This window comes from Bacillus sp. SH7-1 (assembly GCF_008042405.1).
GTDB lineage: Bacteria > Bacillota > Bacilli > Bacillales > Bacillaceae_G > Bacillus_A > Bacillus_A thuringiensis_N.
In genome coordinates, this window is record NZ_QNUD01000041.1 from 21,411 (window position 1) to 38,244 (window position 16,834).

The window sequence follows — 16,834 nt, forward strand, 5'->3', positions numbered from 1 at the left end:
CCTTTAGTTCTTTCCCCTTTAATTTAGCAATCTCTTATAGTGGACCGGAAATACCTTGTTTGCGAATCATGATGAAGTGGAAGGCCATTAAACCTAGAAGTGCTGCTGGTAAGAAGAAGACGTGAATAGCAAAGAAGCGAGTTAATGTTTGAGCGCCAACAATTTCGGAATGACCAGCGAGTAATGTTTTAATGTAAGGACCAATGAGTGGCGTTTGCTCTGCAATTTGAATCCCTACTTTCGTAGCAAATAACGCTTTCATATCCCACGGTAATAAATATCCGGTAAAACCAAGACCTAACATAACAAAGAAAATAAGAACACCAACAATCCAGTTTAGCTCACGAGGCTTTTTATACGCACCCTGGAAGAAAACTCTAAGTGTATGTAAAAACATCATTACAATTACGAGACTAGCACCCCAGTGGTGCATACCACGAACAATTTGCCCATATGCAACTTCATTTTGCAAATAATAAACCGATTCCCAAGCATTTTTAATATCAGGCACATAATACATCGTCAAAAACATTCCAGATAAAATTTGAATTACAGTAACGAAAAAGGTAAGTCCGCCAAAGCAATAAACGAATGCAGAAAAGTGATGTGCCGGGTTTACATGTTCAGGTACTTCATGATCAGCGATATCACGCCATATTGGTGTAATATCTAACCTTTCATCTACCCAATCATAAATTTTATTTAGCATCTACTTTGCACCCCCTCTTGGCTTCGCTTTTCCTAGATACAACGTTCCATCTTTCACTTTAGATTCGTATACATCAAGTGGAGCAAGGGGCGGCGTGCCTTTAATGTTCATCCCGTCTTTTGTGTAACGGCCCCCGTGACATGGACAAAAGAATTGATTCGGATGTGCTTTGTCCGAATTCCAGTTAACTGTACATCCTAAATGTTTACATACTGGAGAGAACGCAACAATGTCTCCGCTTTCATCTTTATGAACCCAAGCTGATTTTGGCTCTTCAGACTTGTACCAACCATCAACCTGTTTCACCTTAAAGTCGAAACGTTTCGGCTCTGTTGTAATATCCTTTACTTGTGCAACAGCAACCATATCCGTTCCCGCTTCTTTTCTTAACACCGGATCAAGCGCAAATCGCGTCATCGGCATTAAAATACCCGCTGCCATAAAGCCTCCTACCCCTGTAAGGGTGTAATTTAAAAACTGTCTTCTTGACACACGATGTTCTTTCTCGCTCACGAAAATTTCCCCCCTCTATCAGAAATTGTCCCCTCGTGATAAATTATATAAAAAATAAAAACTAGGACACTATCATGATATAATACGCTCATGCACAGGTCAATATCATACTACTCATAATAATAAGAACTTTCTGTTTATTGTTACTTTCCCCATTTTTCTTCTAACATCACCATTATATTTTTTATATGCGCATGAATAACTTCTCTTTTCGCTTGATCACTAAATTGTTCTAAAGCTAACGAAGGAAACCAAAATAAATCCCCTTGTAATTCTTGCATATCTTCTTTCCATGAAAAATCACTTGTAACATAAGCAATATGCTTAAAACCTTGCTTTTGTAAATGATTTGTCCATTCTTGCAAACGACCTTTTTCATTTTTTTGACTTTCTACTAAATACGTAAATGCAGGTAGTAAAAGCACCCTTCCTTTATATTCTCTTTCCAACTCCATACTCAACAATTCGATAAATTCACCTTGTTCTACTACCATTTTCATTTCTTTCGCTGCCGAAATTGATAAAAGTGGTATAACACCTGTATCTACATATTCTCTTGCTTGCTCAAACTGTTCCACATCTTTTACAATCCATTTCAAATTTCTTCCCTCCCCTCGCCTATTAATGACAGAACTTTCACTTTATATATATTAAACCATACTAAAAGAGGTAAAAAAAGAAAAACTACCTATATTAAGGTAGTTTTTCTTAAAAAGTCTGAAATTTGTAAAATTTAATGAATCCAAATGAATTCTATAACATCTTTAACTCCGCTGTTAACCTATGAAACGCTTCCTTATCTTGCTTATCCAGCGCTTCATCAATTTGTTTCAAAAGACGTTCTCTTCTAAAAGAAAATACACTTTCTTCTAAAAATCTTTCTGCAAGTAAACGATCTTTTTCATTTACTTCAATATGCTTTGGTAAATACGGGTTTTCTTCTAATACAGCTACATAATTAGCATTTTGAAATGATGATTTAAAATTGAGTTGAATATAAATGTCTTCATCTCGATTTAAACGAATATCATGAAACGATTTTTCAGCATCTGTTGTCATAACATTTTGTTTGAAAAAGTGAAACGGTGTATCTTTTACACAATTCGCGGACATCACTAAGCCACGCGGACAATATTTTGCATGCTCTACGAAGTGGACTTTATGCATCAATTGGTCGTGACTCATTAAATAATTCAAAATCCATACACATTCACGCTGTTTCAGTTGGTAATTATTCAAAAACCATTTTACAAAATCCTTCTTCTCGTTTACAGAAACAGGGGTATTCATAGCAATTAAGTCCCTCCTCTGTCTTTCTCTTTTCTTTTTAGATTCAAGAAGCGGCATTCAGTTTCCTTCCAACTTATGAAAAATCCTCTAAATTATATAACAATTCTTCAATATGAATTTGTGTCGGGTCTAGTTGTATTAACTGTGTAAATACTTCTTTCGCCTCTTTTCGCATACCTTCTTCCAATAAGAAATAACCGTACTCTTCCAAGAAGTCTGGATGATTCTTAAAAGAAGTATATGCACTTTCATAGTGTTTTAATGCATCAGAATACATTTCTAATTGTTTTTTTGCAAACGCAAGATCCCAAAGTAGTTGTGTATCCGGTTCTCCGCTATCAATAGCACGCTCTACAACTCCAATTAGCTCTTCATACTTTTCTTGTTCTTTTAAGATATACGCATATTTTAATGTTGCACCTAAATGTCCTGGATCTAACTCAAGTGCTTTTTGAAGCACTTCCTCTGCTTCCGCTATTTTCCCTAATTTCGCCGCAATGTTCGCTACTTCTACATAAAATGGTACAGAAAGCTCATCTACTTTAATTCCTTCTTGAAGTGTTTCATAGCTTTCTTGAAGCATCCCTTCTTTTTCATAGCTTTTCGCTAAATACATGTAAAGTGATGCATACTCAGGATCCAATTCTTTTAGTTCTTGCCAAGCACCAATTGCTCTTTGGTATTCTTCACCTTGGTATAGTGTGAAGGCATATCCAAATAATGAATGGATATCTTTTTGTTCCTCTAAACCTGCTTCGTAGTAAGAGATCGCTTCTTCCCAATTTCCAATCGCACTTAACGTTTCTGCGAGGCGAAGTGCAATGACAACACCACCCATTACTTTATGTTCCGCTAATAGCGACTCATAATGAGTGATTGCCTTTTGTTCTTCACCTTTACTACTATATAACTCTGCTAAGCCAAACGTAATAACAGGCTCATCAGGCATCATTTCTTTCGCCTTTAGTAGTTTTTGTTCTGCTACATCATCGAAACCTTGCATTTGGAATAAATCCGCAACAAGTAATAACGATTGAACATATAAATCATCATTTTCTGGAATATCATGAAGCACTTCAATCGCTTCATCTTCTTTGTCTAGATCAATATATAATTCTGCTAAAAATACAGTGAATTCACTTTCTTCTGGATACAATAAACGTAAGTCTTCTGTAATAGCTAACGCTTCATCCGTAAATCCAAGTGTATGATAATAGCGAGCGATATCATACTTCTCTTCATCATTCGCAATTTTTAATTGTTCTTTTAATAATTGTAACCCTTTTTCAGCTTCACCATTTTCAATATATGAAACAGCTTGTTCAAACTTTTGCATAAACGTCTCCTTTAATTCTAAAAAATATTCTTTTCTGTTCATTTATCATAAGCAACTAGGTGTAAGAACGCAACCTTTAGAATGAGCATACTTCTTCTTGTACTTTCACTGATAACGATTCGAATATGACACCGATACCGCATTACTACTTTCTATTGTACCGTTTTCTTTCATTACCATGCAAATAACTTTCCTTATTCATTATTGCCCCGCACAGATCGAGATTTATAGGCCTTCTTAACCTCAATCTTTATATAAATAAAAAAGACTCCTATAATAGGAGCCTTCACAAACTCTTAAGAGTATGTTTCTTCTTTTTTTACTTGCTCTTTTACAAGCCCTTTCAGTAATTCTATAATTTCATCATTTTCTTCTTTCAAACCGACAGTAATACGAATACCATCATGTATACCAAATGCAGCTCCAGAACGAACAATATATCCTTTCTTCATTAATCGTTCGAAAGCTTCATTACCAGGAATACCAAGTTTTAAGAAAATGAAATTTGTTTGAGATGGATAATAGAATACGTTATATTCCTTACAAAATGCATAGTATTGATTTAAACCTTCAGCGTTTTTCTGCACACATTCTTCTAGAAACTTTTGATCTTCTAATGCAGCTATTGCTACAGATTGCGCTACAGTCGATGTATTAAATGGTAACCTTGCTACTTCTAACTGCCCAATTAACTTCGCATCCCCAATCGCATAGCCGATACGGAAAGCAGCTAAACCATATGCTTTTGAAAATGTACGTAATACCATAATATTTTCATACTTTTCAAGAAGTGGTAATGTTTGCGGATAGTCTTCTGCTCTCGCATATTCATAATATGCTTCGTCCATAATAACAAGCGCTGACTTAGGAACTGATTCTAAAAATGAAAGTAATTTTTGTTTCTCAACATATGTACCTGTCGGATTATTCGGATTACAAATCCATACAATTTTCGTTTTCTCATCTACTTGCTCTAGCATTGCATCTAAATCGTGAATACCATCTTTAAGTGATACTTCACGAACTTCTGCTCCTTCAATAACAGCATGGTGATGATATTGTGAAAACGTAGGATTCGCCATTACAATGTTTGTTCCTTCATGTAGTAACGCTCGGCTAATCATTTGAATGACTTCATCTAATCCACTACCAAATAATAGTTGTTCTGCTTTTACACCTAAATGTTCCGCTACTTTTGTCCGAAGTTCAAAGGCATATCCATCTGGATAAAGGGCATATTGGCTTGCTAAAGAAGTTAATGCTTCTGTCACACGTGCTGAGCAACCGAATGGATTTTCGTTCGATGCTAATTTCACAATTTTTGATAATCCATATTCCCTTTTTACTTCTTCAATGTTTTTCCCAGGCACATACGCTCTCAAAGTTAACAATTGCTCTTTCACTCTCATTTTTCTTCCCCCAGTCATTTCATTCAATTTGATTACAATACAGTTATAGCCCCTTACTGTAATCTTTTATCATAACCGTCACTATTACGAGAATACCTCTAAATGAGCACTTCACAGCACTTCGCTATCCATTTTAAACCATATCTTTTTGAAATGCCTCTAACGCAATATGAACAGTCTCATCTGAAATAGATACGACATTCACTACCCCATATTCCTGCATTAACACCATATGAATTGCTCCAGCATTCGCTTTCTTATCTTGTTTCATCAATTGAACGAGACGCTCTACATTCAAATCACTTGGCATTTTTGGATAGCCGTACTTTAAGAACCACTGCTTCATCTCTTCATAAGAAAGATCAACCTTATACACTTGCTCACTTAAAAACAAGGCAAATAACATTCCAATCGCTACTCCGTCACCGTGAGTAATATTTCCATATCCTAGTTCTTTTTCAAGAGCATGGCCTAACGTATGTCCAAAGTTCAAATGAGCACGTACACCTTTTTCTGTTTCATCTTGTGCTACAATGTTTGCCTTTACAGGAATCGCCTTCGTTAATATATGGATTAACTTCTCATCATGAAGATCTGCTAATGTTTGCACTTCTTCTTTTAGCCAATGATACAGCTTTACATCACCAATTAGTGCATGTTTTATCACTTCTGCATAACCTGAACGCCACTCTTTTTCGGGAAGAGACTGTAAAAATGGCGTATGATATACAACTGCTTCTGGTTGATGGAATGCTCCTATCATATTTTTACCTAACGGATGATTAATGGCTACTTTCCCACCTACTGCGCTATCGTGAGCTAATAAAGTCGTTGGAACTTGAATAAAGCGGATTCCACGCATAAACGACGCGGCAACAAAGCCAGCTAAATCTCCAATCATCCCGCCGCCAAGTGCAATAATTAAAGAATTTCTATCTAATTTATTTTCAAGAGCTGACGTATGAGCTGCATAGAAATTTTCAAAAGACTTCTCTTTCTCGCCACTCGGTACAATGAATGAAAATACTTTTTGCTCTATTTGCAACGCATCTACAACTGTCTGTAAATGTAAAGTTGCAACAGCTTCATCTGAAATGATCATGATGTTTGATACAGATGGCTGCATGTTTTGAATGATTGTTGTCAAATGTGACAACGATTCTTTTCCTACATGCACATCATATTCTTTTGATTTCGTTTGAATATGTATGTTTCCCATTAAAATCCCCTCGCATATTCATTATGTTTCTCAATATTTTCACGAATAAGGTCCATACGATCTAATCCGAATTGTTCTATTAAAGCTGTAGCTAATTCCCAAGCTACAACCGCTTCTGCAACGACACTAGCTGCCGGAACAGCACAACTATCTGAACGTTCAATACTTGCTGTAAAAGGCTCTTTCGTATCAATATCGACACTTTGAAGAGGTTTATATAGTGTAGGTATCGGTTTCATCACACCTCGCACAACAATTGGCATTCCAGTCGTCATACCACCTTCTAATCCACCTGCATTATTTGTTCTTCGTGTATATCCACACTCTTCATTCCAAAGAATTTCATCATGAACTTCGCTACCCGGTCTATGTGCTGCTTCAAAACCAATTCCAATCTCAACACCTTTAAAGGCATTAATGCTCATAATTGCGGTTGCTAATTTTGCATCCAGTTTTCGATCATAATGCACATAGCTCCCTACTCCAATTGGCATGCCTTCCACAATTACTTCAACAATGCCACCGATTGAATCACCATTTGCTTTCGCATCATCAATTGCTTTAATCATTTGGTTACCAGCTTCTTCATCTAAACAACGTACCGGTGATGCTTCTGTAATGCTTTTTAATTCTTCAATTGAACGATACGTAGTCTCCTTAGCTTGTACACCGCCAATTTCAATTACATGGCCCGCTACTGTAATACCAAGTTCCGCTAACACTTTTTTTGCAACCGCACCAGCAGCAACACGTACTGTTGTTTCACGAGCTGAAGAACGTTCCAGTACATTTCTCATATCTCTATGCCCGTATTTAATCGCACCATTTAAATCAGCATGTCCAGGTCTTGGTTTTGTTACTTTCCTTTTCATTTCTTTTTCTTCTTGTTCCGTTAACGGCTCTGCACCCATAATTTTTGTCCAATGTGCAAAATCACGGTTTTCAACAACAAGTGCAATTGGAGAACCTAATGTCTCTCCATGTCTAACACCACTTACGATTTGCGCTTGATCCGTTTCAATTTGCATGCGTCTACCACGCCCATATCCCTTTTGCCTTCTAGCTAACTCTTCATTTATATCATCCGCTACTAAAGGTAGTCCTGCTGGTACACCTTCTATAATCGTTGTAAGTTGTGGACCATGAGATTCACCAGCTGTAATATATCGCATACGTTATTCCTCTTTTCGTATATGTATTTATCTCGCTATATTAAGCAATGATTTTATCTTTCATTACTCTAAAAATATGAAAGAAACTATATAATTGATCAGCCATTCGCTTATTCTCCGATAGGCCTTTTACTTTACATATCAATATATCATAACGGCTCTAACTTCGTAACTAATTGAAATAAAAAAAGTGCAAGAAGAATACCCCTATTCTTCTTGCACTTTTTACTATTATCACAGTAATTAAAGCGTTTACAAATTATTTCAAAATAATTAGTAAATCCATTCATTCATTAATTTTGAGTAGTCAACTAATTCTTCTTCTTTAAAGAAAATAGCAATCTCGCGCTCTGCACTTTCTAACGAATCAGAACCATGGATAATGTTTTTCGCAACAGTTACACCGAAATCTCCACGAATTGTTCCAGGAGCTGCTTCATGTGGTCTTGTTTTACCCATCATGTTACGAGCTGTATCTACTACACCTTCACCTTGCCATACCATTGCAAATACAGGGCCAGATGTAATAAAGTCTACTAATTCACCAAAGAAAGGTTTTTCTGTGTGCTCAGCATAGTGTTGTCCAGCAATTTCCGGAGTAACTTGCATTAATTTTGCACCAACTAATTGAAAGCCCTTCTTCTCAAAACGAGCTACAATTTCCCCAATGAAGGCACGTTGTACACCGTCTGGTTTAACCATTAGAAATGTTTTTTCCATAAAAAATCTCTCCACTTCTGAATTATGTATGTAATTGTATATCCCCACACACATATTAACACCCTTATCACAATTGTGCAATAGTTTTGAAATAGAGAGATTATTTTATTTTTTAGAAAAAACACTAAAATTTTCGTTTCCCAATATACTTTGCTACATTTTGTAATGCATACTTCGCTTGTCCACGTGGGAGTGGTTTTATAATTTCTAATGCTTTATGTAAATAACGTTCACTAAACGCAAATGCTTTATCAATAGCAGCACTATTCTTTACAGCCTCAATAATTTCTTTCATTTCATCCGCTTGTGTATTTTCGTGTACAGATCTGATTTTCTTACAAAGCACTGAATCTTCCATAGCGTATAGGGCAGGAAGCGTAATATTTCCTTGTAACAAATCTCCGCCAGCAGGTTTCCCAAGCTTCTCTTCTGTGGAAACGAAATCTAGAATGTCATCAATAATTTGATACGACATTCCTACAAAATACCCATACCAAAATAGTCGATTTACCGTATCACGACTAGCGCCAGCTGCAATTGCTCCTAATTGACAACTCGCAGCAATTAATAACGCTGTTTTTCGCTTTATCCTTCTTAAATACGTTCTCAAGTTTTGATCATAGTTATATTTATCTTTAATTTGTTCTATTTCACCTTTACAAACTTCTAAAATGGTATGCGATAGCGCCTGATGCGCCTCCGGAATTTCGATATTTGTTATACATTCAAGAGACTTAGCGAATAGATAATCGCCTGTATACATTGCAATACGATCTCCCCATTTCGCATTCACAGTTGCGCTACCACGTCGTAAAAATGCAGCATCAATAACATCATCGTGAACAAGAGAAGCCATATGAATAAGTTCTAACGCAACAGCTACATGCTTAATTGCGTCTAACTTATAATCTCCAAATTTCCCCGCAAGCAACACAAATACAGGACGAATTCGCTTCCCACCAGCTTCAATAAGTTGTAATGCCGCCTCTTCTACTAATGGCTGTTCAGAAGCAACTGTTCTTTTTAATTCTTTTTCTATCACATTAATATCCGATCGTAAAAAAGAGTACATAAGTTGTAACTTCATATTGTTCACCTTAACCTAAAACTTCTTTTTTCTTTTTTCTTTTTTCTATTTTGATTCTGGTTTCATGCCTAAATGCATCGCTGCTACCCCAAAAGTAAACGGCTTCACTTGTACACGTTCAAGTCCAGCTTTTTCGAACATATTAGCCAATTCTTTCATACCAGGGAATGTACTAGCAGATTCTTGTAGCCATGAATATTCTTTATAGCTTTTCGCAAATAACTTTCCAAATAACGGCATGATATATTTAAAGTATAAAGTATACCCTTGTCGAAAACCAATCATTGTTGGTTGAGATGTTTCCAAACAAATTACTTTTCCACCTGGTTTTACTACACGTGTCATTTCTTTTAATACGTGCATATAATCCGGTACATTACGTAAACCAAATCCAATCGTTACATAATCAAATGTGTTATCTTCAAATGGAAGTTCCATTGCATTCCCGTGTAGAAGTTCTACTTGTTTTAATTGTAACGTTTCTACCTTTTGCTTACCGACAGATAACATATTTTCACTGAAGTCTAAACCAACAACCTTGCCCTGTTCACCTACCGCTCCAGCTAGCGCAATTGTCCAGTCTGCTGTCCCGCAGCATACATCAAGCGCTTTACTACCTGGTTTTACATCCATAATGCGCATCGTCTCTTTACGCCACGCTTTATGTCTTTGAAAACTAATTACAGAATTCATTACATCGTATTTATCAGAGATTTTCTCAAATACATCATGTACTCTTTCTTCTTTTGATTGTTGCATGCTCGTACCTTCTTCCAATGTAAAATTGCTTATGTCTTCGATTTATCTCTTAACACAGAGTTTATTTCGCTTATATCTGTGTGATTTTCTAAAAATTGATTTTCTTTCTTTCTGAGTTCCATCTTCCATCCATTAATAACTGTTTCTACATCCGCTTTATCGTTCAAAATTCCTTGAACTGCTAGAAAAACAGGTGAATGTTGTTTATCAACATATAGTTCACATTCTTTTTGAAGACGATTTTTTCCTAGTACATACGTTATAAACGGCTTCCAATGCGATAAATGAAAATGATCACATGTTTTTTGCAAGAGTGCAGACTCAATCGTTACTACACTTTCCATTATGTCATCCATCGTTTTGTGCGCTTTTTGATATAACATTATTTTGTGTTCATTAATTTCTTTAATTCCTTCAGCAAGCGCACGAATTAAAACAATATCACGATTCATAGACAATAAGTAATAATATAACCCGCTATAGTAATCACCAGCAAGTACTGTTAACTGGCGACGTTTATGCGATTCATTTGCTTCTTCCCCTGCTTTATTTGATACTCTTTCATGTGTATCAAGCGCAATTTGTACAAGCATAATCGTTACTACATAATGCTCAATTTGTTCTATATGTAAATTTGCACTTTTTAAAGCACCATATAACAATGCTATTTTTTCTTCATCAATAAATGGTTCTTCAATATAGTTTATAAAATAAGGATGGCGTAATTTCTCCATCAATTTCTCTCTTATACCCGCATACCCTCCGTAGATGTCACACACAAAAATCACCCTTGTTTTCTAATTCATAAAACTTATTATAACACATACATTCTATTTTCTATAACCAAAACTTGGCTACTCTTTCCAAACTTCCATCGAACTAAATAATATCTTCCATTCTTTTTAGTAGTCTTTCTATTCTCGCTCTGCCTTGCTAAAACTATATCATTTATTTACAAAAAAAAAAAAAAGAAAAGCAGTTTCCCACTTTTCTTTACTTCGTTTTAATAAAAGATAAAATTTCACTACGTGCCGCAGCATCATTTTCTAGCACACCACGTACTGCTGTTGTTACTGTTTTCGCACCTGGCTTTTTCACACCACGCATCGTCATACACATATGTTCCGCTTCTACTACTACCATTACACCATGCGGCTCTAGTACTTCCATAATAGAGTTCGCTACTGTTGATGTAATACGTTCTTGTAGTTGTGGACGACGTGCAATTGTATCTACAGTACGAGCTAATTTACTTAACCCTGTCACTTTTCCGCCTTGCGGAATATATGCAACGTGAGCAACTCCATAGAATGGAACTAAATGATGCTCACACATCGAATAAAACGGTATATCTTTTACTAATACAAGCTCCTCGTGATCTTCTCCGAACACTTTATGCAAATGTTCTTTCGGATCTTCATGCATACCCGCGAACACTTCTGCGTACATTTTTGCAACACGCTTTGGTGTATCAAGTACTCCCTCACGATTTGGATCATCTCCGATCGCCTCTAAAATAAGGCGTACTGCATGTTCAATTTGTTCTAAATTAACTTTTGCCATCCGCTAGCCCTCCCGAAAACCTAAAAGTGATACGAACACATTCTAGCATATTTATGTTTTTAAAAGCAAAAAGAAGAGTTCCCAAAAAGGAAACTCTTCTTCCCTGTTAATATGTAAGGATTATTTAACCGCATCTTTTAACGCTTTACCAGGTTTGAATGCAGGTACTTTACTTGCAGCGATTTCAATCTCCTCACCTGTTTGTGGGTTACGACCTTTACGAGCCGCACGCTCACGAACTTCGAAGTTACCGAATCCGATCAGTTGTACTTTATCACCTTGTTTTAAAGCTTCTAAGATAGAATCAAAAACAGCGTCTACTGCTTTTGTTGCGTCCTTTTTAGAAAGGGAACTTGCTTCTGCAACAGCATTGATTAAATCTGTCTTGTTCATGCCATTCACCTCCTCCCAAAGATAAGACTGTATAATGATCATAAAATGAGTCTTACTTTCATTTGTAGGCAATTTTTGCAAATTCTATACTACAAAGATGTAGATAAATCATTATCAACGCCTATATTATACGATTCTCCTTTATAATTCAATATTTTTAAGGAAATTGTTACTCTTAAAATGTGAAAATCTGATGAAACTTGACAATTTACAACAATATATTAGATAATGACTGTTTATTTCTCTATTCTATACGCGAAAATCAAAAAAAATCCCTCTGCGATGAGAGGGATTTTTTTCTTATAATATAATCGCAATTAATCCGCCAGATCCTTCATTAATAATTCTTTCTAGCGTTTCTTTTAATTTATATCTCGCATTTTCTGGCATTAAAGATAGTTTCGCTTGAATACCTTCTCGAACAATAGAGCTAAGCGAACGTCCAAATATATCAGAATTCCAAATTGATAATGGGTCATCTTCAAAATCTTGCATTAAGTAACGAACTAGTTCTTCACTTTGCTTTTCCGTACCTATGATTGGCTCAAACGTAGACTCCACATCTACTTTAATCATATGAATAGACGGAGCTACAGCTTTTAATTTCACACCAAACCTTGAACCGTGACGAATAATTTCCGGCTCATCTAAGCTCATATCAGCTAGCGCAGGCGCCGCTACACCATATCCTGTTTGCTTTACCATACGCAGGGCATCCGCCACTTGATCGTATTCTACTTTCGCATGAGACAAATCGAGCATAAGTTTCAATAAATGATCTTTCCCTCGAATTTCTACCCCTACTACTTCTTTTAAAATTTGATCATATAATTCATCTGGTGCATATAAATCAATCTCTGCTACACCTTGCCCCATATCAATGCCAGCCAGACTCGCTCGATCAATAAATTCATACTGACTAAACTGCCAAACAACACGGTCCACATCACGAAGACGTTTTATATCCTTGACAGTCTCCTGAACGGCTTCTTGATAACTTTGGCGTAACCAATGCCCTTCATTTAGCACCATTACCCAGCTCGGAAGGTTAACATTCACTTCTAAAACAGGGAATTCAAATAACGCCTCTCGAAGCACATTGTACACATCTGTTTCTCTTAAACTTTCGACACTCATTGCAATGACTGGGATATCATATTCCTCAGATAAACTTTGACGCAATTGCTCTGTATCTGGATGATATGGCTGTACAGTGTTAATGATCATAATGAAAGGTTTTCCTACCTCTTTTAACTCATTTACTACGCGTTCCTCTGCCTCTATATAATCTCTTCTTGGAATTTCACCAATCGTTCCATCTGTTGTAATCACAACACCAATTGTTGAATGTTCCTGAATTACTTTACGTGTTCCGATTTCTGCAGCTTCATGGAACGGAATAGGTTCTTCATACCAAGGAGTATTAATCATGCGCGGGCCATTCTCATCTTCATAGCCTTTTGCTCCTGGAACCGTATATCCGACGCAATCTACCAATCGAATATTCACTTCAAGACCTTCATCTACTTCGATAGAAACCGCTTGGTTTGGAACAAACTTCGGTTCCGTCGTCATGATTGTACGTCCAGCAGCACTTTGAGGCAGTTCATCCTGCGCCCTTTGACGGTCAGACTCATTCTCAATATTAGGAATAACTACAAGTTCCATAAATTTTTTAATGAATGTTGATTTCCCTGTTCGAACAGCTCCTACAACTCCAAAATAAATATCACCGCCTGTGCGTTCCGCAATATCTTTAAAAATATCTACCTTTTCCAAGTGATTCCCTCCCTCAAAATTTTTGGGAATAATTCCACGTTTATAGTCAACTAATACCTTCTCTAACGTTGCCTATAATATCTGATATAATATAATGGTATTCTAGAAGTTCGGACAATATATCATATAATTTTGTCCAATTTCATATGACTATTTAAAAATATCGTTTGTTTGCATCACAAGTTGTATAACATAAAAAACCTTTCTTCTAGAACTTATTCGCTAAAAGAAAGGTTCATGACTTATCATTTAAAAAAAATTGGTTCTCCATCTTTTACCGTATACGGTAGAGAATAGGCAGGAACAAATGGAGAATCTTTCGATAGTATATTCCGGATATCTTCTCCCTCCTTAAATGGGCCTTCATTTTGTTTTAATGCTTCATATAGATCCATTCTATAGTCAACAAAAACTTCCCCTTTTTCATTTATTACTAAAGGCAATCCTTTACCAGAATACGGACTTGTTACTTGTGGTATATCTTTATATCCTAGTTTTTTGAAATCTAATTCATAGACACCATCTGAAATTACTTTTTTAAAAGGTGGATATTGATGGTCATCACGGTACATTTTAAGTTTCAATGTTAATTCCTGAATTTGCTCAGCCATCCTTACGTCAATTAACTTTACAGTTGGATTCGTTTCAACATCTATTAATACATACTGATATACTCCACCACTTTCATATGCGTTCCCCGGTGCTTCTTGTATGTAACGCGGAGCAATCTTTTGAAAATCGATTGGATACTTTTGATAAATAGGCGTACTCATATCCCGCGTCTTAATTGGCAATATCCCATCATTTTGTTCTTTAAATGTCGCAACAGCTTTTTGAACGACTTGTAGCTGATCTTCATAAGGAACAGCATTTTGTTTCATATTTTCTTTCGGATACAAACACCCTGTTAAAAGGCTCATACAACAAAATATTAAAATAATATGGACTTTTTTCACTAGCAATCACCTTTTCATACTAATATAACTTGCTTCGTATGTAGCATTTTTGAGACCATCCTCTTTACTGCTGTACAGGTCCACTAAATACAACAAGAAAAATAACAATTCCTGACACAATCATAAGGGTGTACGCTACTAACGCTGTAATCCCTTTCAAAAATTTATTCTTTATTTTATATCTACTTAGTAAAATAAAACTTACTGCAAAAAACATAAATCCAATTGCCCCTAAAGCAAACCACATTTTTATAAGCCCTTCCGACATATACACACCCCTTTTTATTAATCTATTTTTATACTATTTTAACAAATTAAAATCTTTAAACAAATACAAAAAGAACATTTTACTACGAATTTGCTAATATATAACTTTAATCAACAGAATTTCCACATTTTCCATTAATGTATATAAAAATAAAAACCGAAACGAGTGTATCCCTCGCTTCGGTTGACCAAATATGCCCAAAACAGCTCTATTCCCATACTTTCATGGCTATCATATGCAATCTACAAACTCTTTGTTTCTCATATTTTATTTTTTAAACATTTTGCTTAACGAGCCAAAATCTGCCGGCATATTATTGTTAATAATCGCTTTTACAATTTGATCCTCTTGTTCTTTCGGCACTTCACGTCCTGCCATAAGAGCCACTTGATGAATCAATTGACGAAGTACAGTCTCATCACGTAAATTCGCATTTTGTACAGATGATGCTAATTTAAAAATATCTTCTTTATTCACTTTCGCTTCTTTTTCAATGTTATTAAAAATGTTATTATCCATTCTTTTCACCCTCTCCTCAAGTTACTCTTCATCCTATGCAAAAATAAAAAAATGGTGAAAAGACCCAAAAAATAAAAAAGCGACAGAAGTACAAATGTACTTCTGTCGCTTTTCTTTAAAGCAAGTCAGGAATAGCTTCCACTTCATGTTTTCGAACACGTCCCATTAATGAGCCTACCGCATCTTTTACGTTATTCCCATTGAACAGTACGTCATATAAAGCAGCTGTAATCGGCATTTCAACTTCCATTTTCTCTGCTAATTCATGAGCAGCTTTCGTTGTTCTTACACCTTCTACAACCATACCCATACTTTCTAACACTTCTTCTAAAGAGTGTCCTTTTCCAAGCATATTTCCAGCGCGCCAATTGCGGCTATGAACACTTGTACACGTTACTATTAAGTCTCCCATTCCAGTTAGACCAGCAAACGTTAACGGATTTCCACCCATCTTTCTTCCTAAACGAGCAATCTCTGTTAAACCACGTGTCATTAATGCCGCTTTTGCATTATCACCTAATCCAAGTCCATCAGTTATTCCAGCAGCTAATGCGATAATATTTTTTAACGCACCGCCAAGCTCAACTCCAACGATATCTGGATTTGTGTATACACGGAAGTAGCTATTCATAAACATGTCTTGCACTTCCTCAGCCGCTTCCATACGCTTTGCTGCAGATGTAACAGTTGTCGCTTGACGTAAGCCGACTTCTTCAGCATGACTTGGTCCAGACAGTACAACAACATCTTTAATCAAGTTTTCTGGAATTTCTTCCTCAATCACTTCCGAAATACGCTTTGACGTACCAGGTTCAATTCCTTTACTTGCATGAATCCAAATAGTCGGACCTGCTACATATTTCTTCATATCTTGCAACACTTCTCTATACGCTTTCGTCGGTACTACAAGAAGTACTACATTTACATCTACTAATGCTTCTTCTAAAGAAGAGTAGGCTACGATTGTGCTTGGCAATGTAATGCCTGGGAGATATCGACTGTTCTCATGTTTCGTATTAATCTCATCCATAAGTTCAGTACGATTTCCCCAAATACGTACATCATGTCCATTGTCAGCTAATACCATCGCTAACGCTGTTCCCCAGCTACCTGCTCCTATTACTGTGATTTTTGTCATAAAA

Annotated in this window: 19 protein-coding genes; all 19 read right to left on the reverse strand. The window is 36.1% G+C overall.

Annotated elements, in window-relative coordinates:
- Positions 1 to 34: 34 nt before the first annotated feature.
- Positions 35 to 709, reverse strand: coding sequence for a menaquinol-cytochrome c reductase cytochrome b subunit (gene qcrB / locus DN390_RS25340; RefSeq protein WP_000932700.1), 675 nt, complete (start codon positions 707 to 709; stop codon positions 35 to 37).
- Entirely contained in the window at positions 710 to 1,222 is a 513-nt protein-coding gene (qcrA, locus tag DN390_RS25345; protein ID WP_001290420.1) for a menaquinol-cytochrome c reductase iron-sulfur subunit, read from the reverse strand.
- 143 nt (positions 1,223 to 1,365) lie between these two features.
- Positions 1,366 to 1,821: a YpiF family protein gene (locus DN390_RS25350; protein ID WP_060630187.1), complete on the reverse strand. Its 456-nt coding sequence runs from the start codon at positions 1,819 to 1,821 to the stop codon at positions 1,366 to 1,368.
- A gap of 154 nt (positions 1,822 to 1,975) precedes the next feature.
- Complete coding sequence (locus DN390_RS25355) at positions 1,976 to 2,512, reverse strand: ReoY family proteolytic degradation factor (RefSeq protein ID WP_001095923.1); 537 nt, start codon at positions 2,510 to 2,512, stop codon at positions 1,976 to 1,978.
- Between the two features lie 73 nt (positions 2,513 to 2,585).
- Positions 2,586 to 3,848: a tetratricopeptide repeat protein gene (locus DN390_RS25360; RefSeq protein WP_147808800.1), complete on the reverse strand. Its 1,263-nt coding sequence runs from the start codon at positions 3,846 to 3,848 to the stop codon at positions 2,586 to 2,588.
- 296 nt (positions 3,849 to 4,144) lie between these two features.
- The gene (gene hisC, locus DN390_RS25365) at positions 4,145 to 5,257 is read right to left on the reverse strand and encodes a histidinol-phosphate transaminase (RefSeq protein WP_147808801.1); all 1,113 of its coding nucleotides are present in this window, start codon (positions 5,255 to 5,257) and stop codon (positions 4,145 to 4,147) included.
- A 133-nt stretch (positions 5,258 to 5,390) separates the two neighbouring features.
- The gene (gene aroB, locus DN390_RS25370; RefSeq protein WP_147808802.1) at positions 5,391 to 6,476 is read right to left on the reverse strand and encodes a 3-dehydroquinate synthase; all 1,086 of its coding nucleotides are present in this window, start codon (positions 6,474 to 6,476) and stop codon (positions 5,391 to 5,393) included.
- Positions 6,476 to 7,648, reverse strand: a complete 1,173-nt coding sequence (gene aroC, locus DN390_RS25375) for a chorismate synthase (protein ID WP_147808803.1) — start codon at positions 7,646 to 7,648, stop codon at positions 6,476 to 6,478. The genes aroB and aroC overlap by 1 nt, the downstream gene beginning before the upstream one ends.
- 273 nt (positions 7,649 to 7,921) lie before the next feature.
- Entirely contained in the window at positions 7,922 to 8,368 is a 447-nt protein-coding gene (ndk, locus tag DN390_RS25380; RefSeq protein ID WP_000415885.1) for a nucleoside-diphosphate kinase, read from the reverse strand.
- Positions 8,369 to 8,492: 124 nt separating this feature from the next.
- Positions 8,493 to 9,455 (reverse strand): heptaprenyl diphosphate synthase component II, encoded by a 963-nt coding sequence (gene hepT, locus DN390_RS25385; RefSeq protein ID WP_147808804.1) that lies wholly within the window; start codon positions 9,453 to 9,455, stop codon positions 8,493 to 8,495.
- Between the two features lie 45 nt (positions 9,456 to 9,500).
- Positions 9,501 to 10,214, reverse strand: a complete 714-nt coding sequence (gene menG, locus DN390_RS25390) for a 2-heptaprenyl-1,4-naphthoquinone methyltransferase (protein ID WP_060630181.1) — start codon at positions 10,212 to 10,214, stop codon at positions 9,501 to 9,503.
- Positions 10,215 to 10,243: 29 nt separating this feature from the next.
- The gene (locus tag DN390_RS25395) at positions 10,244 to 10,993 is read right to left on the reverse strand and encodes a heptaprenyl diphosphate synthase component 1 (RefSeq protein ID WP_147808805.1); all 750 of its coding nucleotides are present in this window, start codon (positions 10,991 to 10,993) and stop codon (positions 10,244 to 10,246) included.
- A 214-nt stretch (positions 10,994 to 11,207) separates the two neighbouring features.
- A complete protein-coding gene (gene folE, locus DN390_RS25400) occupies positions 11,208 to 11,777 on the reverse strand; it encodes a GTP cyclohydrolase I FolE (protein ID WP_001151478.1) in 570 nt (189 codons plus the stop codon).
- Between the two features lie 120 nt (positions 11,778 to 11,897).
- On the reverse strand, positions 11,898 to 12,170 hold the full coding sequence (locus DN390_RS25405) for an HU family DNA-binding protein (protein WP_001043860.1): 273 nt from the start codon (positions 12,168 to 12,170) through the stop codon (positions 11,898 to 11,900).
- Between the two features lie 300 nt (positions 12,171 to 12,470).
- Complete coding sequence (gene spoIVA / locus DN390_RS25410; RefSeq protein WP_000416522.1) at positions 12,471 to 13,949, reverse strand: stage IV sporulation protein A; 1,479 nt, start codon at positions 13,947 to 13,949, stop codon at positions 12,471 to 12,473.
- 245 nt (positions 13,950 to 14,194) lie between these two features.
- The gene (locus DN390_RS25415) at positions 14,195 to 14,905 is read right to left on the reverse strand and encodes a hypothetical protein (protein WP_060630179.1); all 711 of its coding nucleotides are present in this window, start codon (positions 14,903 to 14,905) and stop codon (positions 14,195 to 14,197) included.
- A 64-nt stretch (positions 14,906 to 14,969) separates the two neighbouring features.
- Positions 14,970 to 15,173 carry a DUF2768 domain-containing protein gene (locus DN390_RS25420; protein ID WP_001288995.1) on the reverse strand — a complete coding sequence of 68 codons (204 nt, stop codon included), beginning with the start codon at positions 15,171 to 15,173 and terminating at the stop codon, positions 14,970 to 14,972.
- A gap of 267 nt (positions 15,174 to 15,440) precedes the next feature.
- A complete protein-coding gene (locus DN390_RS25425) occupies positions 15,441 to 15,692 on the reverse strand; it encodes a stage VI sporulation protein F (protein WP_000369753.1) in 252 nt (83 codons plus the stop codon).
- A 115-nt stretch (positions 15,693 to 15,807) separates the two neighbouring features.
- Positions 15,808 to 16,830: an NAD(P)H-dependent glycerol-3-phosphate dehydrogenase gene (locus DN390_RS25430; protein WP_060630178.1), complete on the reverse strand. Its 1,023-nt coding sequence runs from the start codon at positions 16,828 to 16,830 to the stop codon at positions 15,808 to 15,810.
- Between the last annotated feature and the right edge of the window lie 4 nt (positions 16,831 to 16,834).